The organism is Lactobacillus sp. XV13L, assembly GCF_059900875.1.
Map to the genome: position 1 here is coordinate 210,773 of NZ_JBWXGD010000001.1, position 24,546 is coordinate 235,318.

A 24,546-nucleotide genomic window follows, 5' to 3' on the forward strand; every position below is an offset into this window, starting at 1 on the left:
TTTGTCTCACCACCTGATTTTCAATTTGTTAGAAATGCTGCCCAACAACCTGTTCTTCGCCACAAAAACATTGTGCAAATTTTTCTTATCGTCTACGATGCCCTTAATATCACGCGGCGAACTATTTTTCATAAAGTCTTCCACCTCCGAGTTAACAATTTGCCATAATTCCTTTTTCCATTCGTTGATCTTAACGTCGCGATCATCCTGGTTGGTCAGGCTGGCGAGCCATTCTTTAAACGGAACGTTCAACCGAGCGTAAAATCTAGCCGTTAACTTGGAGCTAAATGCTTTAGAATCAATATTTCGGATGTCTGCCAGCTCCTTGACGAATCCCCAATAGCTTTTGGCAACATCCTGGGTCAGATCAATTGTATCCGCGATTCGCTTGGGCCAGTAGTTTGCACTATCATCGAAAAGCACGTCGAGGTCCATGGTCAAATCATCCGCGACTTCGGCGTATGGTGATTGCGAGGTGGCGTTGCCATCGCTTACCAGGCCGCCAGAGACCAATGAAATGCGTTTTCGGCGATCAATAATATTCTCCCTTTTAAGCTCATTAAGCCAACTGACTATTCCCGGCCTGTGGATACCGTCAGACTTGTCGGGGTTGACATAATCGCCAAACCTGCGCCACATTGCAATGCTCAATGACTGTTTTCCCTTAACCGCAGGCACAAACACATCATCCTTGGATTTTTTCCAAACGGTCATCGGTTCGATGAACGCATTGCTTGGGCTAAACATGGGAATGCCAGCACTAAAAATCGTTGGGGTCATGTCGCTTGACCATTCAATGTGAATGATCCGCGACCAGGCCGTGTATATTGCCGCCCGGTTATCCGGCAGCAATGCCGTCTTGCGCCACTTAATGTATTCGCCAATCTCCTGATATTCCCAGACCGGCCTTTCTTGGTGGTACTCATCGCCCGCTAAAACCAGATTCAACATCAGCGTTTCAAACATGTTCTTCCCCTTGACATAGACCGGATTCAATTTATACAGCCAACCGGCGGGGGTTGAGAACTTCTCAGCGGTTTCAATCTTTGCCTTATCGGTCACGCCCGTAAAATTTTGATAGCAAATGAGCCAACGCACCAATTCGGCCACCGCTAAATCGTTTTTGAAATCTGTAACCTTGGGCGAAAAGAGATCGGGCGTGTTGTTGCTTTCCGAAATTCGGCGGTTCATTTGCTTGACCGCAACCGTCCCCGTGCCCTTTTCTATTTTGTATTTGGCCGGCACGAACCGGTCATATTCCTCCCTTGTCACTTGGTAAAAGGGATGCTTGCCAAACAGATCAAAGCGCTCCTGATTTTTCTCTAGGTAGTCCGCCACCACACCGGTAAAGTGTCCACCATGGTATAAGTCTTCCCACGTATCAAGCAGGTCATCTTCATCGTAGTCACTAGCACCCGTTACGCGCAAATCATCCGGGTCAACCGTTAGCCAGTCATAAGGCTCATCCCCTGCATCAAAGCGTGAATAAACCGTCTGCAAAACCGCAAGCAAAAAGCGCATAATTGCCAGGTCCTGTGAACGCATCTCACCAGCCAACTGCCGGTACTGATTGGCATTTTTAAATAATTCGCACATCGATACCGTTTGGGTTTCCGCATTCAAATCGATTACTTTAATCCACGGATCACTGACCAAATTAAAATGCTGATCATTCATTAGTTTCCTCCTTTGTTAATTTTAAGCCGAATTTAGCTGAATAATGTAAGAGCCAATCATGCTTCTTATTCTTCAAATGAATAGTGGCACTGTGGTTAGCATCTAATACTACTGCTAGTTCGCCCTTTAGCCACTTGTCCGACTGCCAAGAGGGAAAATATCTGCCAGTAGTTTCCTCTAGCGCATCAATAATGTCATCGGCATCGAAACTAACCACCGTCGGCAAACGAATAATTTGCCCCGCGACCTCTTTAGACTGGCAGGCTGCAATTGGTCTGCCATCAAGCAGAAAGATGCGGTGCTTTTTTTCTTGTAAAAGAAGCACTTCAATTGTTTCTGCAATATCGCGAACCGCTGCTTGGGCCTTCTGCTCATCCACTGAACTATGCGAACGTTCTAGCCAGCCGTGCAAGGTTTTTCTTTTCCGTTTAGCCGGAGCCCTAATTCTGAAGACCTTAGCTTTACTCTCCGATCGTTCAAGGTCTTGGTCAAATTCGGCCTTGGCCATTGAAAGATCAGCAATATCGGGGTCGTTATTGTCGCTGTAGGTTTCTTGGACGAGGACAGATATATCATTTGGCAGCCGAATTTCATCGTTTAAATAGTAATCTGTCTTCATGAGCAGGTACTTTTCGTAAACCGCCTCATTTCCCGCACCATAATTTCCCCACGCTTCAATCCCCATCACATAGAGCTGAGGATCGCGCAATTTTGCTGGACGGTCAATCAGGTGCCGATGCAGCCGGCCGGCCCGCTGCAGCAGCAGGTCCATGGGCGCGATGTCGCTATAAAGCACATCAAAGTCAATATCCAGCGACTGTTCAAGCACCTGCGTGCCAATCACGATCATCTTGTGCGGCCGTGTTCCCCCCTTGCCGATCTTAAATTGCAGCCGGTCTTCAATCTTGGTCCGCTCGGGCGCGAGAAATGCCGAATGCAGAACAATCAATTCAACGTCTTCGGCATTAACCAGACTTGCCAACACTTGCGCCCTTTTAACCGTATTGACAATTATTCCCGCAATCCCACCGTCTTTAATTGTGGTTAAGACGGATTCGATTAACTGCTTATCTTCTAAGTTGATTCGTTCCACCTTCAGGCTGACCGGTTTTTGATCTGATTGTCCGGCGAAGTGCGAAACCTGTTTCACCTCGGCGCCATCTATAACAGTTAAGAGTGGGTATGCTTGAGATTCTGCCCATTCACCAGTTGTTGCTAATTCCTTTTGGTATTTGCCCCGATAATACGATTTTAAGAGTTGTACTCTTTTGTTTTTTGGTAAAGTGGCCGAGAGCAGCACTACTGGTACATGGTAGGCGCCTAACCATTCAAGTGCGCGGTAGAGATACTGGTTCATGTATGCGTCATAGGCGTGCACCTCATCAATCACGACGACCTTGTCACTAAACCCCAGGTGCCGTAAAAACAAGTGCTTCTGCTTCAGAGCCATTAGCAAAAGCGTATCAATCGTGCCCACCGCAAACTTTGTTAAAATTGACTTTTTACCAGAAAACCAGCTGTTAACAACGACCGCGCCAGCATCGCCAACGTTGCTGGCATTGGGCAAATTGGCATACTCCTTATTAAATAGGGCCTTGCCGTGCAGCAATTTGATGGCCAGGTTATCGTTTTGCTCACCTGCTATCTCACCCAGCCACGTGTTGACGCGCGTAAACATGGCGTTACTCGTGGCTTGGGTCGGCAGCCCCCAGAACAGGCCATCACGCTGGGTCGCATAGGCTAATTGTTCCGTAGCAATCAAAGAAATTTCTGTTTTTCCCAGTCCCATGGGTGCTTCGATGATGACCATGCCAGGATCTGCGGTACCCGCAATCGCCTCTGTGATCACCCTTTGCACGGGCCGCGCGGTAAAACCCCAGCGCTTTTTGTAGGGATCATTGGCCACATCAACTTTTTCAGGATACCAATCTCCGCTAACATCCCAAGCTGCAACCGCTGCCTCGAAGCGCCTTTCTAAATCAAGATCGTCTAGCGTCTGGTCCAAATGAATCAACGGAAATAATTTCTTATTGCGATCGTTGCCTAAAAACTCACTTGAAGCAAACCAATCGGCCGTAATCAAGAGACCTTCTAAAATAACTGCCTGAGCTTGGCCAACCGCCGGGATTTCTGCAACAGACTGATACCCGGCGCGCCGCAAGCCCAAAGCAAAAATTTCATTTTGAACAGCTTGCCAATTTTTTTGGACCACTCCTGCACCAGTTGCAGAATTAGCCGTATCATACTGCCGATAATTAGCCGGATATGAATCAAGCTGATCGGCCGGGAAATCCGGCCCCGCATCACCGTGGTGGCCGCCGATAATGGCTCCAATCGAATCAGGAACGCCCATGTCTTCCAGCAAAGCCTCCCCGGCCCTAGCATGAGGAGAGTATTTTCGATCCACTCCGTTAAAATCATTCAACCGCGAAAACCCCGCATCAACTAGGTTGTCGATTAGCTTCTGGTCCAAGCCATCATCACCGCTGTACGAGGGCTTGGTTTGAAACGCCGGCGTTGCCTTACCGATATCATGAGTGAACCCTAAAAATTTAACTAATTTACGCAACTCGCTTTCACTGCCCACACTTGCGCTTAGCCAATTTTTGGTACCGGCACAAACTTTATGGCTGAGCAACCAATTTATTACATTGGACGTATCAGTCAAATGGGCTAGCAGGGGCAGCCAGAGCTGTTCACCGTTGTCCGTCCGCTTTTTCGCCCAGAGTGTCTTTGCTTCTACTTTTGTATTCATTCTTCTCCTTTCCCCGGTATTTATTATTTTTATTATAGAATACTATGGTTGCAAATTAATTGCAAGTGCATCTTTAATTAATTTAGCTGTCTTCATCGTATCTTCGCTTGACAAGTTCCAGACAGCCCTCAATCAATTCCACAAAAAAAGTTAGCGGCTGCCCGCTAACTTTTGTCTTTTCCCCTGCTTATCGCAGGAAGCACTATAATCAAAGAATCCTATGAGGATCACCCCCGCCAACATGCGGGAAACAAATGTAAAACTATTATACACTTTCAAACAAATTACAAAAACTTTTGGATTATGCCCATACGATACAAGCTTACCAGTAAGGTAATTCATTCTGAAATAAAAATCCTTGGTAACTAAATAATTATTATCCTGGGACAAAATTTTTAACAAGCATCAATGATGAAAACGTGCTCCATTACCTAATTCTAACAAAAAAAGACCCTAGACAGGGGTATAAGTCTAGAGTCCTTAGTTGCTACCACATGCCGATCACCCTGGTCCACAGGAGACCGCCACCCAGCCAGATGATATTGAGAATAACGCCAATAATTGCACTTAACTTCCACCAGTCCTTGCTTGAGACGTAACCGGTTGAAGACAATAATGCCGCTGGACCAGCCGAATAGCTTGACGTTGACAGGTAAAGCGAGCCATCGAGAGCCAGCATCAAAGCGGCCATGATTGGTGGGACGCCCGCACCGATTGCAATCGACAAAAAGCCCGCGTAAAGTGCCGAAATCTGCGTTGATACGCTTGGAAACAGGTAGTGCAGGTAGAAGTAAGCCAGGTACAAGATAACCAGCACCCAGATCCAGTTCATGCCGTGCAGGCTGCTGCCCAGAGTCTTAGAAAACCACGGGAAGAACCCGAGCTGCATGAGTTTTTGCGACATCAGCATAATAATCGAAAGCCAGGTCAAGATGTTCCAGGCAAAACTCTGTCCCAATAGGTCCTTCACGTTGATAACGCCGCAAATAAGGAGTAGTGCCACTGCGATGAAGCTGACCTGAGTTGCGTCGATGCCAAACTTGGAACCGACCAGCCAGAGGATGACCGCCAGGACGAAGACAACGGCCATGATTTTTTCCGCAGCCGTCATTTTGCCCAACTCCTGCAGCTTGCCCTCTGCCCAGGCGTGTGCGTTGGGGGTCTCCTTGACCTTAGGCGGATAAATTTTGTAAAGAACAAACGGCACAATGAGCAGCGAGATTAGTCCAGGAACAATTGCGGCCACGAACCACTGCATCCACGAAATAGTGATGTTCTGCGTCTTGGCAATTCCAAGCGCCACCATGTTGCCGGCCAGACCCGTCAAGAACATGGTTGAAGTAACAATGTTGACCTCGTACTCGTTAAAGACCAAAAATGAGCCCATATTCCTTTGCGTGCCTTTTTTCGGATCAGAGCCCATTTCCTTAGAAAGGTTATCGATAATGGGGTACATGATGCCGTTTACCCGCGCATTGTTGCTGGGGATGCCAATTGCCAAAACGGTTTCTACCAGTGACAAGGCATAAGCCAGGCCCAACGTTCTTTTGCCAAAGGTCTTGACAAAGAAGTAGGCGATGCGCTTGCCCAGACCCGACTTGATGAAGCCGGCAGCCATGAACATGCACATTGCCACCATCCAGGCGGTTGAGTTGCCGAATCCGGCCGTTACCTCATCCATCTTGAAGATGCCGCTAAGAGTAGCAATCACAACTGCAATAATGGTTGTGGCCATCATTGGCAACGGTTTGGTTATGCAAGCCACGATTGTTGCAATAAAAATAGCAAACAGGTGCCACGCCTGCGTGTTGATTGCGACTGGCTTAACCGGCGTCAGCAGCCATAAAATTATGCCAACTGCAAGCGGCAGAAGCCACTTTTTCCATTCAAATTTATCTAACATTTTTCATACTCCCTCAAATTATTTCTTTGCCTTCTTGATTGCCGCGTTGACCGCTTCCCTTAGGGCCGTAGTAGTTGTTGAAGCCCCAGAGATCGCATCAACGGCGGTGGTATTCTGGTCGACCATTTCCCGTGGCAGGCGCTCAATGGCAACGGCTCCAATGCCTTCGGTTTCATGGTTTTCCAGCACCTCGATATTTTCAATCGTGCCTTCTTCGTAGGTGACTCGCACGAGAATCCGGCCACCAATTCCGGCTTCCGATGAACCCAGGTACTGGTTGTTTTCCAGCTTGATCTGGTCCTCCTTGTAGCCGTTTTGGAGGTCGTTGATTTGGGGCAGCCGCTTGCCGAAAGCAATTTTTGCAGCGGTCTCCGGCAATTTTGCCGCATTTTCGCCCGCAATCTTGCCAAAAATGAGGCATTCGGCCAGGTTGCCACCGCCCTGGTAGCGGTTGACGCACATTCCGCCCAGTTCTCCGGCCGCGTACAGACGCTTAATGGGCCGGTTATTCTCGTCAAGAACACGGGCAAATTCGTCGTGCTGCGGACCACCCTGCGTGTTCAGCACCGCCGGGGCCAACTTGATTGCGTAAAGTGTTCCTGCGTCTGCAAGCGCTTCGAGCGTCTTTGGTGCGCGGTTAAATTCGGCGTCTTCGCCGTTTTGAGCATACTTGTTAAACCGTTTGATAGTCGCCGTCAGGTTAGCGGCAGGCACGCCCATTTTTTGCGCCAACGCCGCGGAAGAATCCGCCTTGACTAACTTGTCAAAGAAATGCTGGTATTTCAGCGTTCCCTGCTTTTCTTCCGTGCGGAACCGATCAAGCTGCTTCTGGTCAAAAACCAGCCACGCGTTGTCATAGGCATGCGGCAGCAAGTAATCGCCATGCTGGTAAATGTGTCCGTGCCTGAACTTAGCATCTTCACGCATGAAGCGGCTGCCATCATCGGCTACCGCAAAAATTGAGCCGGACTTAACGTTCTTCCACCCGCTGACCTGACGGCCGCGCTGATTTTCGCCCTCAGCGATTACGTAGCTGGGAACAATGCCCAGTGATTCATAATTGCCCATGTGCCACATCTTGGCACCGACCTCAGCGGCCATCTTGATGCCCGCGCCTGTGTTATAGAGCGTTCCGAGTGGCGTTAGGCGGGTGACGTGCAGGTAGTCCTGCTGCATCTGCGCGTTGTTTTCAAAGCCACCGGTTGCAAGCACAACGCCGCGTTTGGCGTGAATATAGTAGTCTTTGCCGTCGCGGTTAATCACGACCCCTTGGACCTCGCCGTTGTCAGGATCCTGTAAAAGGTGGGTGGCCGCAGAATTTAGCCAGACATCGATATTGTCTGGTCGCTTCATCACCTGCTTACGGATAACCTTCCACAATTCGGCATCAAAGTCGCTATTGTGCACCAGGGCAAAATCAAATGTGTCGGCACCATCATACTCCGGGTACTCGCAGAGACGCTTTTTGTTAGCCAGATGATCGCCCGGCTTGTAGTCGCGCGACCAAATAAACGGGTTGATGCCAAAGTGTTTTTTAAAGTATTCCGGCATTGCCACAAAGCCATCCAGGTATGCGTCCAGTGTTTTTTCATCAAGTGCAAATGGTGCGGCAAGCTGCTTAAAGTAAGCTGTCAGCTGGTCCTTATCGTGGCCCATCGCCACGTGTTGGGCCGAATAACGGGTATTGCCGCCCTCGTGCCCGTATGGTGCGGCATCAGCCAGGAGGACGCGTGCACCGTTATCAGCGGCAAAACGGGCGGCCGTGCCGCCGGCACCGCCAAAACCCAAAACAACCACGTCGTAATCACCGTTCCAGGTCATTGTTTCGTCAATTTTCATCTTCTTTTTCAACCTCTCTTCCTAGATAATTTTTTGTGATCTCATTTATTTATTGTTTTTTGCATTCATCAGCGCCTGGTCAACGGCCTCCTTGAAGGCCGCACTGGTTGTGCTTGCGCCGCTCACAGCGTCAACGGCGGTTGTCTGCTGGGCAAGCATCGCTTTTTGCAAGACCGGAATGGCCCTGCCACCGAGGGATGGCGTTTCTTTTTGCTGGAGCGTCTCAATGTCAGCAATACGATCGCCGTCAACAGTCACGCGCACAACAATCGGCACGTCGTTAATGCCGTTTTCACTGATCCCTATTCCCTGGTTTGCACCAGCCTCATAGTCAGTTGAGGTGGCGTGCGCATCCGACTTCAGGTCGGGATTTGCGGAAGCCCCGGTCACAACGTCGACCGCTGCCAACCTGCGTTTAGGCCAGGCCGCATTTTCACCCGCAATTTTGCCGGAGATCAGCAGGTCAGCAATACTGTTGGCACCAATGTACTTGGTCGCAAAAATATCGCCCAGCTCCCCCGCCTCATACAGGTGCGGGATCACGTTGTTATCCAGGTCAAGAACCTCGCACTTTTCGTTGCGGCGCGCGCCCCCGTGCGTGTGCAAAATATTATGCCGGATGGCAATCGCATAATAGGGGCCAGCGCCGAAGGCACGCATGGTCGCAATATCGCGGTTCAAGAACATGTCCCGCTTTTTCTTTGCACTCATGAAGTTAAAGTCGGCAACCGCTTCGGCCAGTTTCGGTGCCGCAATTTTTTCTGCTAGGGCCGCAAGCGAATCCGCCTTAACCGCGTAGGTGAGCAGCTGCTTGATCTGGTCAGCCTTGTCCGACTCATCTTTTTCCAGCTGGTCATACTGTTTTTGGTCCAACACGATGTGCGGGTGGTTCTGGTTAGGCAGCATGATCCAGTTGCCGTGGTTGTACTTGTAGCCGTGGCGATCTTCCTCGTCCTCACGGTAATAGCGCGTGCCGTCATCACCGGCCACGAAGATGCTGCCGTTAAACAGGCTCTTCCAGTTGATCATGTAGGCGAACTTTTCCCGCGGCTCGTTTTCATTCAGCGAAAAACCGTGCGAATCGTAGTTCGACATGTGCCATAAGCGCGCACCCGCCTCAACGGCCAGGTCGATGCCCTTGCCCTTGTTGTAGAGGGTGCCAATCGGTGCAAGCGACCCCTGCCCCAAGAAAGTTTGGATCATGTCCTGGTTATTTTCAAAGCCGCCGCAGGACAATACAACGCCGTTTCTTGCAGCAACATTCCTAGTAACGCCGTTATGCCTGATTTGGACACCCAGGATTGTCTTGGTTGTCGGGTCCTGAACCAGGTGCTCGGCCGGACTTGCGAACCAAACGTCAATCTTGTCCAGGCGTTCGTAAACTTTCTTACGCAGCAGTTTCCAGAACCCCCCGTTGTACATGCCCGCCGTCACGCTCTGCGAGCGCATCGTAGCGGCATGACGGTACTCCGGGTACTCACCCTGGGGACGCCTGCCCGTGTATTCGGCTTCAATGCCAAAATACTTTTGGGCATATTCCTTCATTTGCAAAACATTATTGACAAAGGCATCAAGGGCCTTAGGGTCATACTTAAAGGGGTAATAAGTCTGCTTGTAGTAGTCACGCAGATCGTCAAAGCTATCGCTCCAGGCAAATGCACCGCCGGCATAGCGGGTATTGCCGCCCTCGTGTCCTTCCGGAGCCGCATCGACCAGCAGCACCCGCGCATTCTTATCGGCCGCAAACCGGGCCGCGCCCGCACCTGCTCCGCCAAAGCCCACGACGATCACGTCGTAAACCGCATCCCACTTGAGACTTGAATCGTAGATCAAAATTCTTACCTGCACTTTCCTAAAAAATCTGTTAAGTGAAATATGTCTTGTTGATAAAAATATATCTTATCAAGAAAAGGAAGTCTAATAAATTTTTGCCGGCCATATTTGCACAAATGCGTCCATAAACGCCGTGATGTGGGGAATGCTTGCATATTTGGCAGAATTTAATATAATTTAAAAAGATATACTTATAAAAAAATTTTATTAGTTTAGGGGGAAAAATGAACGAAAAAGACCTTTCATACTTTTGCAAGCTGGTTGAGACCGGGAGCTATACGGCAACCGCCGCCTATTTCAACGTGACCCAGCCAACTATTTCAATGGCGGTCAAGCGCCTGGCAGCCAAGTTCGCCGATCCGCTGCTCCTTCAAAAGCACCGCAAAAGCAAAATTGCTTTGACCACCGCCGGCGACCTCTTGTACCGGAAAGCCAAGATTTTGCTGCAAGATATTGCCAGCATTAACTACGACGTGACCCACGCAAGCGACAAAAAAATCCGGCTGGCCTTTTCAGGCGAAGCCGGAAGCTTTTACATTCCCGACATTGTCCAGGAATTTTACCGGGCTCACATCACTAACTTGCTGGACACCCATATTGAAAGGTCTGCCGATGCCTTTTCCGATCTGACTAACGGCAACGTTGACGTCGCAATCTACTCGTGGATGGTGCCAATCAACGACCCGGAATACTTTATCCATAACCTGCAGAGGACCGAACTCGTGATCATCACCGGGCCGGACGATCCCTGGAGGGACCTAAGCGAGGTTAATGCCAGCGACTTGCGCAGTCGCGGTTTTATTGCGCGCGAACGCGGCTATTTAACCAGGGAGTGTCTGGAAGAAGAGGCCCGCTTAGGCGACTTTGCTCCCCGAATCATCTACACCGCAACCACAATGAAACTGATGATTGACCTTGTGCAACGCAACGTCGGCATTGCCCTAGCAATGGAGAGCAGTATCAAAAATGTTCCGGAAATTCACGTCATCCGCCTAAAACCCGGTCAGAAACTTTGGGCCTACATGCAAATTGCCATGCGCAAGAGCTTTGTTCCCAACAAGTACCAAAGACAGGGGATTGAAATACTGCGGCACTTCAAGCCGTAAGGCAGCTGACCCTATGCCGAAGCCTAGGAAACACCGAATTTTACCGCACAAAAAAACTCACGGTTTTAAAACAAACCGTGAGTTTTCAGCTTCAGCTCTATGCCAAAGCATTGAATAACAATCCTGCAATCACGCCGCCAGTAAGCGGTGCAGCAATCGGAACCCAGCTATAGGCCCAATCTGAACCACCCTTATTGGCAATCGGCATGAACTGGTGAGCAAGACGCGGTCCCAAGTCCCGGGCTGGATTCATGGCGGCACCCGTAGGTCCGCCTAGCGATAGCAGCACCGCGGCAATGAGAAAACCAGCCAGAAGCGGGTTCAATCCCGGAGCAAACTGGGTGTGACCCATTGCCAGAAGTCCGTAAACCAGGACAAATGTGGCCATCAGCTCGGTAACAAAGTTCCAGAGGTAATTTCTAATCGCCGGAACGGTTGCAAAAGTGCCCAGAATTGCTTCCTGGTCGTCTGTTTCGGCCCAGTGCGGGTAATACGTCAGCCACACCAGGATGCCGCCGATAAAACCGCCGGCAACCTGAGCCGCAAAATACGGCAACACTGATGACCAGGCAATCTTGTGGGCAATGGCCATCCCCAGCGTAACCGCCGGATTAAAGTGACCCGGTGACAGCCAGCTAACGCAGTACACGCCAAATGTAACGGCAAATCCCCAGCCAAGCGAAATGACAATCCAGCCACTATTCTTGGCCTTGGACTGGTTCAAGTTGACGCTTGCACACACACCATCGCCGAGTAAAATCAGGATAATAGTTCCGAAGAACTCTCCCACCAATTGCATCGATAAGCTATTATTCATTTTTTAACTCCTACTTCGATTATTGGGCTTTATCAATAGTCCTAAAATAATTATCGGTAGTAAACTATTCCCAAACCAAATATATAACTAAACGCAAGCTTTGTAAACACTTCCGTAGAAAAAAGCAAGCCGCCCCCCTACCGCCTAAACTATTAATTCAATACTTTGGGATGCTTGTGGTCCAAAGTTGACCATTTAATAAAGCTGTTGTCATAAGAACCCACGTAGTTGACGCCGTGAATCCTCTTCGTCTTGAATACGGAGAACCACTTGCCCTTGGAAATGTAGTAGCCCGTTTTCTTGCCCTTCTTATTGTACACGAGGGCCTTCTTTTTCAACTTGTAATTGACGGCATGGAACAATTTAACGTTATTAGACTTGATATAGCCCGTCTTCTTCTTGCCAAGACTAAAGCCAAGGAGTGCCTTGCCCTTGACCGTGTTGAACGACGTAATATAAATAATGGTTCCCTTTTTCAGCACTTTCTTTTTCATCCGTTTACCCTTTTGGTTGTAAACGAATGACTTTCTGCTCACGCGGACGTATTTCTGCATTAGCTGGATGGCCTGCGCGCCATCAGTGGAGCCCTTAGCAGGCTCCTTAGTGCTGTTGTCAGGGTTGCCCACCGCAGCGGTGGCAGGCGAATCTGCAGGCACATCCGCCGCAAAAATCGGCGCAGCCGTACTGAGTCCCAGCGAAAGCGTGGTTATGCTGATAAAACTTAACAATAATTTCTTGATCACTTTTATCCCCCTTAATCATTATCAACTGTCCAGTTACTCATTTTACTACATCGTCCGCATAATTTCTTGTCTTCAGGAAGGCCAAATTTGTTTTATACTATTTAGGGTAATGCTCCCGTTAATTATTATAGAAAGTCTTGTTATGAAAAAAAATCAGAAAGAAACAATTGAAATTCTCGTTACGATTGACCAGAACTACATTAAGCCGCTTGAAGTGATGCTTTATTCACTCCGGCTCAACAACCTCGACGAAAAATTCCGCATTTGGCTAATCCACGACAACATTGACAGCGGGGCCCTAGCTGCGCTCAAAAATTTTGGTAGTCAAAGCGGCATTTCCATCGAACCGGTAGGCATGAAGCGAAATTTTACCTTCCCCGCGGCTCTGCTTAATCTGCACGATTACCCTAAGGAAATGTACTACAGGCTGCTGTCGAGCACCGTTTTGCCGCAAGAACTCCACCGGGTCATCTACCTTGACCCCGACATTTTGGTCATCAACGCAATCCGCCCCCTGTGGGAGTTAAACCTGGAAAAAAAGATGTTCGCGGCTGCCGTTCACGAGGGCCTGACCGACATCATGAGTTCAATCAACAACTTAAGACTGGGCACAAATACGGGCTACTTCAACTCCGGCGTTATGCTCATGGACCTCGACCAGATGCGGCAGAAAGTCGAACCGGGGGACATTTCACAAGCAATCAGTAAGCACCACGACACGTTGATCCTACCGGACCAGGACATTCTCAACTACCTTTACGGTGAGGACATTCTTAAAATCCCCGAAACCCGCTGGAATTTTGACGCACGGGCCTATTCCGTTTACCTGGCCCGCAGCACCGGCAGCATTAATACCGAGTGGATCATGAAAAACACCTCGATCCTGCACTTCTGCGGCAAGCCTAAGCCCTGGCAAAAGGAGCAGCATTCCCGCTTCAAGCCGCTCTACCTCAACTACCAGCAAATGACCGAACGCATCCTGGCGCGGCAAAAATAAAAGATATTTCCGCTTTTCCTATTGAAGCATCAGCTATCTGTGATAAAATAAGAAAAGTTGTTAATTATCAAGCATAGCAGTGCTTTAACCGAATCTTATGCCGGTTGATATGGTGCGGTGCTTGATTAATAAATTTTATAGAAAAGAGAAGAAAAATGGCTTCAATTAACAAATCTGAACTTACCAAGGAAGTTGCAGCTAAAACTGAGCTCAAGCAAAAGGACGCCGAAAAAGTAATCGACGCTTTAATTGACTCAATTAAGGAGAACCTCGCCCAGGGTGAAAAGGTGCAGATCATCGGCTTTGGTTCATTTGAAGTTCGTGAGCGTGCTGAACGCAAGGGTAGAAACCCGCAAACAGGCAAGACCTTGACTATTCCTGCAACTAAGGTTCCTGCATTCAAGCCAGGCAAGGCTTTGAAGGATGCCGTAAAATAATTTAACCAATAAAAACCCAGCGTGTGCCTGCCCGCTGGGTTTTTGTTTGCAGTAAATTTATGCCGTCTACTTATTTTGGTGGTTTAATTTCTTCGCAAAGAGGTCGCCAATAATCTGAACGATGAAAATTAAGACGATGACTAGAAGCGTGGCAACTAGGGTCACATCGTTGTCAAAGCGCTGGTAACCGTATGAAATCGCCGTATTGCCGAGTCCCCCTGCACCAATGGCTCCGGCCATCGCCGTCAAACCGATCAGGCTGATGACCGTTACCGTCGAAACACGGGCCAGTTCAGAACGTGCCTCGTTGAGGTAAACGCTGAAGATAATATCCCAAGTCGTTGCTCCCAAGCTTTGGGCCGCCTCAATCTTGCCCTGACTCACGCTTTCCAGTGCAACCTGAACCTGCCGGGCATAAAAGGGAAAGACCCCTAGAGTTAACGGAACCAGTGCCGCCTTAATGCCAATCTGCGTGCCAACAATTTTTTGCGTGACCGGTGCAATGAAGGCTAACAAGATGATAAAGGGAATGGCCCGGAAGATGGAAACAATCTTGTCAAAGACGTTATACCAGAACTTATTAGACTTGATGCCGCCCTGCTTAGTTAATACAAGCAAGACGCCAAAGATAATGCCGAGAATGCCACCAAAAACGGCTGACCAAAAGGTCATGAATAAAGTTTGCCCGATGGCCGTGCCCCAGCCCGTGTCGCCTAGCCAGCCCAAATTAACTACGTTTGGAAAAACTTTAGTAAACCAACTATTCATAATAACTTCCCCTTTTCATTTAGCCGCGTCACGGCCACTTTTTCTTCCGTCAAGAAGCGAACCGTCGCTTCCTGCTGTTCTTGGTTGCCCTTGACCAGTACCAAGAGCGTGCCGATTGGATCATCGTTCAGCAGTTCAACGTTGCCGTAAAGCATGCTGGCTTCAACGCCAACTTTCCGGTACAGGTCGACAATAATCGTTTTGGTGACATTGGCCATGCTGTAGACCAACTGGTAGATCGCCTCGTCGCCGTTCAGCTTGTCCAGGTTAAGCAGCTTCAAGGTGTTGATAACCTCGCGCGAACCGCCAACGAAACTCTGCGTCAACTCGTTTTGCGGGTGCAGGACGACGTCGCGCAGGCTGCCCTCTTCAACCACCTGGCCCTGCTGCATAACCGCAACTTTGTTACAAATCTTCTTAACCGCGTTCATCTCATGGGTAATCAAAACAATCGTCAGGTTAAGCTCTTTTTGTAGTTTCTTGAGCAGCTTGAGGATTTGCTGGGTGTTTTGCGGGTCAAGTGCACTGGTTGCCTCATCTGAAATCAAGATGTCCGGCTCATTGGCCAGGGCCCGTGCAATTGCAACCCGCTGCTGCTGGCCGCCCGAGAGCTGACTCGGGTAAAAATTGGCCTTGTCCTTTAGATCGACCAGTTCAAGCAGCGTCTGGGCCTTGGCCGTAATTTCTTTGTCCTTTAACCCGGAATGCCTGAGCGCGAAGGCCACGTTTTCGACCACCGTGATCTCATTCAGCAGGTTAAAATTCTGAAAAATCATCCCGATTTTGCGCCGCGCAAGCTGCAGCTTCTTGTTGCCAATAACCTGCTTGCCGTCCTTGACAAAGTCAGTCCCATTAACGCTGATGGTGCCTGCGGTTGGCGCCTGCAGCAAGTTGATCGTCCTAACCAGCGTCGACTTGCCGGCACCAGAGAACCCGACGATGCCAAAGATGTCCCCGGGTTCAACGGTTAGACTTACATCGTGAACCGCATGGACGACCTTCCTTTTTTTATCTGTAAAGTCAACGTTGACGTGCTGTAATTCAATAATTCCCATGCTTATTGCTCCATTCACTAAAACTTCAGGTCCCAAGCTGTTTTTTCCATGTCGCCATAGTACTTTTTATAAAGCCGCTTGATTTCATCTGTCTGAAAGGACTTGACGACTGCGATATAGTCCTTGTTTTTCTCTTCACCCTTGCGTGCACAAATGATGTTTACCCACTGCAGGGAGTCTTTGTTCACCGGTTCGACGTAGATGGTCTCCTTCTTGCCCAGACCGGCAGGTGCCGCAAAGTCATTGTTAACCACCGCAGCGTCAACTGAGTCAATGACCCGGCCAGCCTGGTCAGCGTTAATCTCCTTAATCTTAAGATTCTGGGGATTCTTAACGATGTCGGCGGCGGTCACCAGGGTCTTGCCAGGGCGCAGCCCAATCAGGCCCGCATTCTTCAGAACGAACAATGACCGCGATTCATTAGAAGCATCGTTGGGCACGGCAATCGTAGCACCGGCAGGAAGGTCATCCAGCTTGTGGTACTTCTTGGAATAAAGCCTGATCGGTGCAATCTTGGTCCTGCCAATGGCAACTACTCCGCCGTGATTAGCCTTGTTCCACGCCTTCAAAAAGGCATAGTGCTGAAAGGCGTTAAGGTCAAGGTCGCCGCTTTTTACCGCCTTGTTGGGCTGGTTGTAGTCCGTGAAATTCTTGACCCTGAGCGTCACGCCGTACTTTTTCTTGGCAATATCCGCAACGTGCTGCCAGATAACCTCCTTGGGCTTGGTTTCACTAACAATTCCCAGGGTCACCACGTGACTGTTCGTGGTCCCCTGTCCAATTCCCGGGCCAAAACTAAACCAGCCCGCGACTACGATAACGAGGGCCACAGTCCCCCAAATAACAATATGCTTTGCCTTCTTTGACATCAACGCAACCTCCACAATTTTTCCAATAAAAAAGCACCCGTCCCCAATACTAAGGACGAGTGCTTCGCGTTACCACCTTTAAATTCATTTACTACTCACGTAATAAATCTCATCAGCTGTCAATCAACAGCCTGCAAGGATAACGGATGCAACTCCGCCGCAAGCTAAATATCACTCACGGTCATCACTCCAAGCCCATGTTCACCATCCGTTGTTAACTGACTCTCACCACCACGCCAGTTCTCTTTATTAACAACAGCAACGGCTACTCTGCTTTTCAAGATGTATTAATTATTTAATTGTTTATTAATTTAACACCAACATTTTAGCATGTCAAGAATTTTTTGTGCAAAACGATGTTTTGCGCAAATAGGTCAGAAATTCGTAAGAATACTTGTTGCGCTCATCGGGACCGTGCACTCTCTTATTTACCAGCCTGAACTTGCTGTAATCAAGCCTGGGCATCCTTGTATCGCCCGCAAACGATGCCTTAATCACGGTCCTTTCCAGGCAGTCCGCATGGTCTTTAAGCGCCTGAAAAATCGTTGCGCCCCCAATCACGTAAATTTGTTCACTTCGATGCGCGTCCAGCCACTCGTTCAACTTCGCCAGCGAATTAACAACCTCAACTTGCGAATTTGCCAGGTCTTGCCTCTTGGTCAAGACAACGTGCTGGCGGCCGGGCAAAATGGCAGGCAGGCTGTCAAAAGTTTTGCGCCCCATCACAATGGGGTGCCCCACCGTCAATTCTTTAAAGTGCTTCATGTCCGCCGGCAGGTGCCACGGCAAGTGGCCTTTTTGCCCAATTTGGCGCTTTTGGTCTTCAGCCCACACAAACGTAATCATCGTCGTCACCTCCTGCAGCTTCGTACTTTATTTTACACCGCCCCTATTTTACCCCTACCATTTAATTGGTGCGTGATGATTGCCTAATATGCTATAGTAATTGAGTAAAATAACCGCTGACAAGGAGAAGACAGCATGAACAAGAGAACTGACAAAATTACCGCAGAAAATTACAACAAGATGAAACGCACCGAGGCGGACCTCGTGCGCAATTTGCAGGCCGTGGTCAGGGAGCCCGGCAAAGAAGCCGCCCTGAGCGATGCAATCTTTACCGCCCACCAAGACTGGCTCAAGGTCATCATGCCCAACTATTCGCCTGAGATTCACTTAGGAATAGTCAACGGCTATGAGCGCGACGAACGCTACCAGTCATACTACGACAACAAGGCCGGTCAGGGCGCAACCAAGCTGCTCATAAAAATCGTCAAGGAACATCTGGAAAAGTAAAAGGCGTGGTTCTTCTTTAAAAGAAGGAGCTGCGCCTTTTTACCACCCGCCTTTCTTTTGCCTAGTATGGCGTATTAGCGCTTGCTGGTGGAAAACGGCGAGTCTTTTCCCGCCCATTCTGTCCTATTGGTAAAACTGGGCCCCTTTTCATTTAAGTCAGTTGAACCCCCTGTGTTGCCTTGCAATTGCCCACTTTAATAAAAGGGGTGCGACCAGGGTGGTCATAATAATTGCGCCCACAACGACCGAATAAGCCGTTGGCGCCAGCAAGTGTTTCTGGAGCCCGAGTTGGGCAACAACCAGGGCCATTTCACCACGCGAGACCATTCCTGAACCGATTAGCAGGGAATTAGAATCGGAAAAGGCGGCCAGCTTTGCACCGGCTCCAGCACCAACTAGTTTTGACGCCACGCTACCGGCAAACAGGGTCAAGAATAAGGCCCAGTCGTCCGTAATGCCGGCAACGGTCATTTCTAGGCCAATGCTGGCAAAGAAAACAGGAACGAAAAAACTATAGCCAATGACCGTAAAACTTTTTGCCAGCGTTATTTTTGCGGACGTGCGGTTGAGTGCCAACCCCGCAAAAAATGCGCCGATGACGTTGCTTAAGCCAACCTGCTCGGCTCCCCACGCGGCCGTCAAGACGATGACCATGCTGACCAGCGTCTTGGCTGCGGGCAGCGTCAAGCGCCCGCTTAGTTCCATTAACCGCGGCACAAGCCAGACTGCGGCTGCAAACAGCATGAGCAGGAAAAGCACTTGCACTAAGAGCGTCTCACCCAGCTGCAGTGCCGGATGGGCACCACCAATTCCGGCCAAACTGCTGACAACGCTCAACAGAACAACCGCGAGCAAATCGTCAACTACGGCAGCCCCCAGTATGGTCATCCCCGCCCTTGTTTCCAAGCGCCCCATTTCCTGCAGGACGGCAACGGAAATTGAAACGGAGGTTGCCGCAAAGGTGATGCCCAAAAAGATGCTTTCAACTTGGGAAAAATGAAAGCAAATTCCGGTAATGTACGCGGTGATAATGGGAACAATCATGCCCAAAGCCGCAACTAAGAAGCTCGGCTTCCACAATTTTTCAAGCGTGTCCAGGTCACTCTCAAGCCCGGCGAGAAACATGAGCAGAATAACGCCCAGGTCCGCCACGCTCTTAATGATGCTGCCCGGTTGGACCCAGTTCAAAACCGCCGGACCAATAATTATTCCCGCTGCCAGTTCACCGATTACCGCCGGCAGCTTACACCGCGCGCTCAGCTGCCCGCCAATTAGCGTAAACAGCAAAATTACCACTAGCTCTCCTAAAACCTGCATTTGCATCCCACTTTCCCAACAAAAAAGACCTTCAAAAACTGCTCAGGCAACCCAAACCTAAACGCAATTCTTGAAAGTCAATGACCTCAACCAGTTTTAATGATGTTGTCCATTATAGCAAAAATCGCTTATAAATAAAAGGTGCATGTCAAAAGCACCCTTGTACGGCGAATATAGCGAACGGTTTGGCGACCGCTTAAACCCTGGGGAATAACTTGGGGCACAACTACCGTAGAACTTTTTGCAGCCCAGCCTCCATTCATCAAAATTATTTTTATCTGCATTGGTATTGGAAAAAAAGTGCAATTAATGTATAATAATAAACGTTGCGGAGAGTTGGCAGAGTGGTAATGCACCGGACTCGAAATCCGGCGAACCAAGTTTTCCTTGGCGCGCAGGTTCAAATCCTGTACTCTCCTTAATATAGGCCTTAATAACGTTGATATATCAACGTTTTATATTGCAAATGTACGACGTGGTATCAAAATAGCACTCTGGAAATTATCCTAGAGTGCTTTTTGTTTGTATTTATTTATCTTCCAATTCTGTTCTACGTTGATCAATGTATTCCTGCAGCGTATCCAAGTCTTCTTCAATGGCATCTTTTAAAATAAAACTTTTTGCAGTTGATCTTCGATTCAAATAGCGTTTTCTTTCTTTATTTTTCTCGTCCCACTTCTTATTGGCTTTTTTCCGTGCATCTGAAATCTTTTCCATTAAATAATTTCTCCAATCAAAAATAATATAATTCCTAGTAAAATCGCAATAAATGCAGATGCATAATATTTCTTCTCTTTATCACTCATGTTATTATTTCTCCTCACCACTTGGTTAGCTTAAAAATGCTTTGACAAGACTTCTGATTAGCCCCAGCAATTCGACTACTGGCGCTGACCAAGCCGCTATTGCTGTGTATTTAGCAATTTTAGCTTGAGTTTCTTGTTGAAGCATTTTTGCTTCTTCTTTTTTATTACGGCAACAGTTTCAGGTATTGGTGCAATGTAACGAGCCTTGTTCCGCTGATTAATATCCGCCTGGCTAGTACCACGGTTTGGGCCTGAAAACTGCGTTGCTCTTAACCCACCAAATATTTTAGCATTTTTTAAGAAGCGCACAATAAGCGTTCAGCAATCCGCAAAAATCAAAGATGCCGTCCATAGCCAAAGACCGCTTCAGTTCATTGCATTGCCAAGCGCTAAGCGAGCTCGCCTGCAGCCGGCAATACGCTTTAGGTCAATCTTGCGCCGAATTAATATCATTAAACGCAAAGAGGACCAACCTCCGTGCATATAGGAAGTTGGTCCCCAACTAAACGTTTTGAATTTTAATCTTGGGGTTAACCCATAATCAGCATGATTACGGGAACCACGATCACAAACAAGACAGACGCCGAAACCACAATGTTGGTCGCAAACTTGACGTCACCGTGGTAGGTGCTTGCCAAAACGGGCAGAACCGCGAAGGTTGGCGTTGCCGATTGAATAATCAGCGTCTTGTAAAAGACCGGGATCATCGTCAAACCAGCCTGTGCACCGAGGTAAATTAAGACTGCAATTATAATCGGCGCCAAGACGAAGCGTCCAAGCAAGGTAACAACTACGGACCGGTCAAAGTTCATATTCTTTAATCCGAAGCCGCTCAGCATGATTCCAATGTAAATCAGCGACAACGGCGTAACCAGTGCTCCGACCTTTGACAACGTGGTAGTCACAAAGCTTACCAGCAGGTGGCTCTGCAGCCAAGGGATAAAGATGAACGGTATCGCCACGATAAATCCCCAAAGAGGAGCCGGGATCAGGTGGTGCCAGTCAAGCTTAACCTTTTGGTTACCGCTAGCAACGGTGGGGTCGTCGGCCGCAATAATCCACACGCCGACCGTCCACAGCATGATTGTGTTGACGATGTAGTAGACGAGCAGGTAGGGCACCGAGACGGTTCCAAACAGCGCCTCGTTAAGCGGCATCCCGATGAATACCGTGTTGGCAAAGTTCATTGCCGTTATCATTAATCCGCGCCGGCCCTTAGGAATCTTCATTGCCCTAACCACGAACCAGCCGATCAACAAGCCGATCGTAATGCTCAAGATTGTGTACAGAAGCCCGATTGACAGCCTGGACAGCTGCTCAGGCTTGAAGTGCTCCATCATCGACATAAAAATTGACGCCGGCAATGCCACTTTCATGATTATTTTAGATAACGATTGTGAAAACTTTTCATCAAACCAACCCTTTTGATTGGCAAAATATCCGATTGCAATCATGATCATGATTGCTAAAACACTTTGAATTGACGTCCAAAATATTCCCATTTTTATACTTACCCCAGTTCCTTTATATTTCCTAGCATGGAAGCAAAGTCCACCACTCACCCGGTCGCCGCTTTTGCCAGGTCAAGCGCAAATTTTTCCCAAAATTATGCTTGCACTGTTTTGATTAAGCTAATCTATTAATGCCGGACCGCAGGTTTTTCCCGCAATCCTGACGTCTTATTATGCAGCTTTAAGACTACCGGCCAAAACATTGTCGTGCCGGGCAACACGTGTCCTAATCATTATTGCTCGACACCCCAAGTGGCTTTAACTTTTAACTCTTCAATGTCATTCATTATGCCATTGCTGTTTAAAAATTTCAAATTACATCAGTTATTTTTTAAAATTTAAAATGGATTAAAAAAATACCATTGATTTGGCATTCTTGTCCAACTGCTTGCACTCATTTCTTAAAATTTATTCAAGCATTCCCCCTGCTTAAACCGCCTCCAAATACCATCTGCTAAAATATTATTGAATAAGTATTTAGGTGGAGATGCAATATTGCATAAGAGTATTTGGCTTGCAGCTTTGTCGGGCCTGATCTTGCTGCTATTAATTATTAATATCAAAAAATCACGTCGTTTTAACCTCTTCGACCACTGGCTGCACCACAAGCTGGTGCGCAGGCAGAATGGATTCAGTTGGCAGGTTATTGCCTTCATCAACGATCCTAAACTGCTGGTTGTTTGGGATGTTTTCCTGGCAAGCTTCTTAATTAACGAGGAGCAAAACGCGAAGGCATTTTGGGTGCTATTCACGCTCGGCTTTGCTGATGCGGTCGGAATCCTCCTCAAAAAATGGGTGCGCAGGCAGCGCCCACTTAAGCATTCGGAGCTCGAAAGCGGCTACAGTTTTCCCAGCGGGCACGTTTTAGGAACGACGGTCATGGTTTTGATTGTCGAACAGCTCTTTGCGCCCCAGCTGGGCACCGGCCTAGTGGTCACGCTCACTGCAATTTGGGTAATGGTGGTGATCTCACGCATCAGCCTGCGCGCCCACTACCCGTCCGACATCATCGGCGCCACCACCCTGGCAGTTTTCTGCTTCAGCGTTTCGCAACAGCTCTTTGCGGTTTTTATTTAAGGGAGCCCAAAATTCTCTGACTACCTGTGAAGTAGTGCATATCCGCCCAGTACTCAAGACGTTTTGCTGCTCAAGCCGGACCCAAAAATCGCAGCACACAAATAAGGACCAGCTCCGTTAAAAAGAGTTGATCCTTATTTGTTTTAATACGACTATATTAATGCTTAGTATTACAGCAGGCTCATCATCTTGCCTACTACGTAGATAATCACGCAGAGTGCCAACGTGTACATTGCACAGTATGGCAGAACCTTCTTTAAAAGAACGCCCTCCTTGCCATCCAGGTTGGTTGCACCGGTGGCAATTGCAATACTCTGCGGCGAAATCATCTTTCCGGCAGTTGCACCGGCCATGTTAGCTGCAGCCAGCCAGTACGGACTGACGTTCAGTGCGTGTGCAGCCTGCGCTTGCAGACCACCGAACAGAACGTTGGCGGAAGTGTCGCTGCCAGTGATGAAGATGCCAAGAACACCGATGATTGGTGAAATTACCGGGTAGAACGGGCCGGTCACAGCAACCAGACTAACGGCAATGGCATTAACCATGCCACTGTAGCCCATGACCTTGGACAGACCAACAATCGCACATACGGTCACAATGGTTTTGCTCAATTGCTTGATTGTGCTGCCTAAGACCGCGAACATCTTGCCCAGGGATAGTCCCTGAACGGCCCCACCAATAAAGCTGGAAAGCAGAATCAAGGTACCCGGCGAGGTCAGCCAGTCAACGTCAACCGGCTTGGCCCCAGGGCCATTGTAGAAGTGGAAGCTCGATTTTACGCCCGCCAAGGTGTTCTTGACACCCGGGAACAGCGACGAGGTACCGATTATCAAAATGAAGAGCAATATGAACGGGAACCATGCCTTGAATTTGTCGCCAGCCGACTTTTCAGGTGCGTCGGCTGCTGCTTCCATGTCTTTTTTAGTGTGCATTTTGGTAACCAGAACCAGTGCAGCCAGACACAGAATCGCCCCGATGATTGAAGGCAGTTCTGGTCCCATGTACTTAGTAATGAAAATCTGCGGAACAGCAAAAGTTAACCCTGCAAGAAGCGTAGAGGTAAAAATACCTTGGTCCTTAAAGGACTTCATGCCTTTGCCACCGGCAAGGTAAACCAGGACAAAGGGAACAATCAGGATTAAAACAAACAGCTGAATGGAAACAAAGAAGCCTAGTTGCGTGGCTCCCAGCCCCGTAACTTTAGCCAGTGTGGTGATTGGCAAGCCGATTGCACCAAAGGCCGTTGGTGCAGTGTTGGCGATTAAACAAATCACCGCGGCTTTGATGGGGTTCATGCCCAACATAATCAAAATACTTGCGGGGATGGCCACAGAAGTACCGAAACCAGCCACAGCCTCCAGGAAGCCGCCTAATGCCCAGGCCAGAATCAGCACGAGGATTCTGATATCCTTAGTAATAGAGGTCAACATGGACATGATCGTGTCCATGCCGCCCGACTTTTTACTGATGTTATAGATGAAAACAGCAGAAATGATAACGTAAATGATTGGCCAAATTGCCATAATGATGCCGTCCAGGCCAGCCGTAATGCTGTTGGTAAACGAGAAGTTGAACCCGACGATGCTTAATATGATTGCGCCAACAAAACCAATCACACAGGCGAGATCTCCGCGAACGTGAAAAACGCCCAGGGATAATATCAACCAGATGATTGGGACCATGGCAATCACGGTTTTTAATAAATCCATTTTAAATTTCCTCCAAAAAACTTACTCAACGTTA

20 protein-coding genes and 1 tRNA gene are annotated in these 24,546 nt (G+C 48.6%); 6 read left to right on the plus strand and 15 right to left on the minus strand.

Going from position 1 to position 24,546, the window contains the following annotated elements; all coding sequences use genetic code 11:
* Positions 1 to 6: 6 nt before the first annotated feature.
* The 5 genes from AC2JF6_RS01005 to AC2JF6_RS01025 all read right to left on the minus strand — a co-directional run bounded on the left by AC2JF6_RS01005 (position 7) and on the right by AC2JF6_RS01025 (position 10,007).
* Complete coding sequence (locus tag AC2JF6_RS01005; RefSeq protein WP_500728883.1) at positions 7 to 1,677, minus strand: type I-E CRISPR-associated protein Cse1/CasA; 1,671 nt, start codon at positions 1,675 to 1,677, stop codon at positions 7 to 9.
* Entirely contained in the window at positions 1,670 to 4,432 is a 2,763-nt protein-coding gene (cas3, locus tag AC2JF6_RS01010) for a CRISPR-associated helicase Cas3' (RefSeq protein WP_500728884.1), read from the minus strand. The genes AC2JF6_RS01005 and cas3 overlap by 8 nt, the downstream gene beginning before the upstream one ends.
* 487 nt (positions 4,433 to 4,919) lie before the next feature.
* On the minus strand, positions 4,920 to 6,335 hold the full coding sequence (locus AC2JF6_RS01015) for a DASS family sodium-coupled anion symporter (RefSeq protein ID WP_500728885.1): 1,416 nt from the start codon (positions 6,333 to 6,335) through the stop codon (positions 4,920 to 4,922).
* An 18-nt stretch (positions 6,336 to 6,353) separates the two neighbouring features.
* Positions 6,354 to 8,174: an FAD-binding protein gene (locus AC2JF6_RS01020; RefSeq protein WP_500728886.1), complete on the minus strand. Its 1,821-nt coding sequence runs from the start codon at positions 8,172 to 8,174 to the stop codon at positions 6,354 to 6,356.
* 45 nt (positions 8,175 to 8,219) lie between these two features.
* Positions 8,220 to 10,007: an FAD-binding protein gene (locus tag AC2JF6_RS01025; RefSeq protein ID WP_500728887.1), complete on the minus strand. Its 1,788-nt coding sequence runs from the start codon at positions 10,005 to 10,007 to the stop codon at positions 8,220 to 8,222.
* 224 nt (positions 10,008 to 10,231) lie between these two features.
* On the opposite strand from AC2JF6_RS01025, the gene AC2JF6_RS01030 reads away from it, so the two are divergent.
* The gene (locus AC2JF6_RS01030; protein ID WP_500728888.1) at positions 10,232 to 11,113 is read left to right on the plus strand and encodes a LysR family transcriptional regulator; all 882 of its coding nucleotides are present in this window, start codon (positions 10,232 to 10,234) and stop codon (positions 11,111 to 11,113) included.
* 97 nt (positions 11,114 to 11,210) lie between these two features.
* On the opposite strand, the gene AC2JF6_RS01035 is transcribed toward AC2JF6_RS01030, so the two are convergent.
* Positions 11,211 to 11,930, minus strand: a complete 720-nt coding sequence (locus AC2JF6_RS01035) for an MIP/aquaporin family protein (protein ID WP_500728889.1) — start codon at positions 11,928 to 11,930, stop codon at positions 11,211 to 11,213.
* A gap of 152 nt (positions 11,931 to 12,082) precedes the next feature.
* On the minus strand, positions 12,083 to 12,673 hold the full coding sequence (locus AC2JF6_RS01040; protein WP_500728890.1) for an SLAP domain-containing protein: 591 nt from the start codon (positions 12,671 to 12,673) through the stop codon (positions 12,083 to 12,085).
* Positions 12,674 to 12,815: 142 nt separating this feature from the next.
* On the opposite strand from AC2JF6_RS01040, the gene AC2JF6_RS01045 reads away from it, so the two are divergent.
* Together AC2JF6_RS01045 and hbs are read left to right on the plus strand one after the other, a co-directional pair.
* A complete protein-coding gene (locus AC2JF6_RS01045; protein ID WP_500728891.1) occupies positions 12,816 to 13,670 on the plus strand; it encodes a glycosyltransferase family 8 protein in 855 nt (284 codons plus the stop codon).
* 155 nt (positions 13,671 to 13,825) lie between these two features.
* The gene (gene hbs, locus AC2JF6_RS01050) at positions 13,826 to 14,107 is read left to right on the plus strand and encodes a non-specific DNA-binding protein Hbs (protein WP_500728892.1); all 282 of its coding nucleotides are present in this window, start codon (positions 13,826 to 13,828) and stop codon (positions 14,105 to 14,107) included.
* A 66-nt stretch (positions 14,108 to 14,173) separates the two neighbouring features.
* Here hbs and AC2JF6_RS01055 read toward each other — a convergent pair whose 3' ends face one another.
* The 4 genes from AC2JF6_RS01055 to AC2JF6_RS01070 form a co-directional block, all read right to left on the minus strand.
* Positions 14,174 to 14,875: a methionine ABC transporter permease gene (locus AC2JF6_RS01055; protein WP_500728893.1), complete on the minus strand. Its 702-nt coding sequence runs from the start codon at positions 14,873 to 14,875 to the stop codon at positions 14,174 to 14,176.
* A complete protein-coding gene (locus AC2JF6_RS01060; RefSeq protein WP_500728894.1) occupies positions 14,872 to 15,930 on the minus strand; it encodes a methionine ABC transporter ATP-binding protein in 1,059 nt (352 codons plus the stop codon). Before AC2JF6_RS01060 ends, AC2JF6_RS01055 begins: the two co-directional genes overlap by 4 nt.
* A 17-nt stretch (positions 15,931 to 15,947) precedes the next feature.
* Positions 15,948 to 16,802: a MetQ/NlpA family ABC transporter substrate-binding protein gene (locus AC2JF6_RS01065; RefSeq protein ID WP_500728895.1), complete on the minus strand. Its 855-nt coding sequence runs from the start codon at positions 16,800 to 16,802 to the stop codon at positions 15,948 to 15,950.
* Positions 16,803 to 17,132: 330 nt separating this feature from the next.
* Positions 17,133 to 17,645, minus strand: a complete 513-nt coding sequence (locus AC2JF6_RS01070) for a dihydrofolate reductase (protein WP_500728896.1) — start codon at positions 17,643 to 17,645, stop codon at positions 17,133 to 17,135.
* Positions 17,646 to 17,780: 135 nt separating this feature from the next.
* Between AC2JF6_RS01070 and AC2JF6_RS01075 the strand changes: the two genes are divergently transcribed.
* Positions 17,781 to 18,092, plus strand: a complete 312-nt coding sequence (locus AC2JF6_RS01075; RefSeq protein ID WP_500728897.1) for a TipAS antibiotic-recognition domain-containing protein — start codon at positions 17,781 to 17,783, stop codon at positions 18,090 to 18,092.
* Positions 18,093 to 18,248: 156 nt separating this feature from the next.
* Here the strand turns inward: AC2JF6_RS01075 and AC2JF6_RS01080 are convergent, their stop codons facing one another.
* Positions 18,249 to 19,409: a cation:proton antiporter gene (locus AC2JF6_RS01080; protein WP_500728898.1), complete on the minus strand. Its 1,161-nt coding sequence runs from the start codon at positions 19,407 to 19,409 to the stop codon at positions 18,249 to 18,251.
* A gap of 330 nt (positions 19,410 to 19,739) precedes the next feature.
* Between AC2JF6_RS01080 and AC2JF6_RS01085 the strand changes: the two genes are divergently transcribed.
* Positions 19,740 to 19,828, plus strand: a tRNA-Ser gene (locus tag AC2JF6_RS01085).
* A gap of 109 nt (positions 19,829 to 19,937) precedes the next feature.
* Here AC2JF6_RS01085 and AC2JF6_RS01090 read toward each other — a convergent pair.
* Together AC2JF6_RS01090 and AC2JF6_RS01095 are read right to left on the minus strand one after the other, a co-directional pair.
* Positions 19,938 to 20,126, minus strand: coding sequence for a hypothetical protein (locus AC2JF6_RS01090; RefSeq protein ID WP_500728899.1), 189 nt, complete (start codon positions 20,124 to 20,126; stop codon positions 19,938 to 19,940).
* A 619-nt stretch (positions 20,127 to 20,745) separates the two neighbouring features.
* Positions 20,746 to 21,717 (minus strand): AEC family transporter, encoded by a 972-nt coding sequence (locus tag AC2JF6_RS01095; RefSeq protein ID WP_500728900.1) that lies wholly within the window; start codon positions 21,715 to 21,717, stop codon positions 20,746 to 20,748.
* A 504-nt stretch (positions 21,718 to 22,221) separates the two neighbouring features.
* On the opposite strand from AC2JF6_RS01095, the gene AC2JF6_RS01100 reads away from it, so the two are divergent.
* Positions 22,222 to 22,803 carry a phosphatase PAP2 family protein gene (locus tag AC2JF6_RS01100; RefSeq protein ID WP_500728901.1) on the plus strand — a complete coding sequence of 194 codons (582 nt, stop codon included), beginning with the start codon at positions 22,222 to 22,224 and terminating at the stop codon, positions 22,801 to 22,803.
* A 170-nt stretch (positions 22,804 to 22,973) separates the two neighbouring features.
* Here AC2JF6_RS01100 and AC2JF6_RS01105 read toward each other — a convergent pair whose 3' ends face one another.
* Positions 22,974 to 24,512 carry an L-lactate permease gene (locus tag AC2JF6_RS01105; protein ID WP_500728902.1) on the minus strand — a complete coding sequence of 513 codons (1,539 nt, stop codon included), beginning with the start codon at positions 24,510 to 24,512 and terminating at the stop codon, positions 22,974 to 22,976.
* Between the last annotated feature and the right edge of the window lie 34 nt (positions 24,513 to 24,546).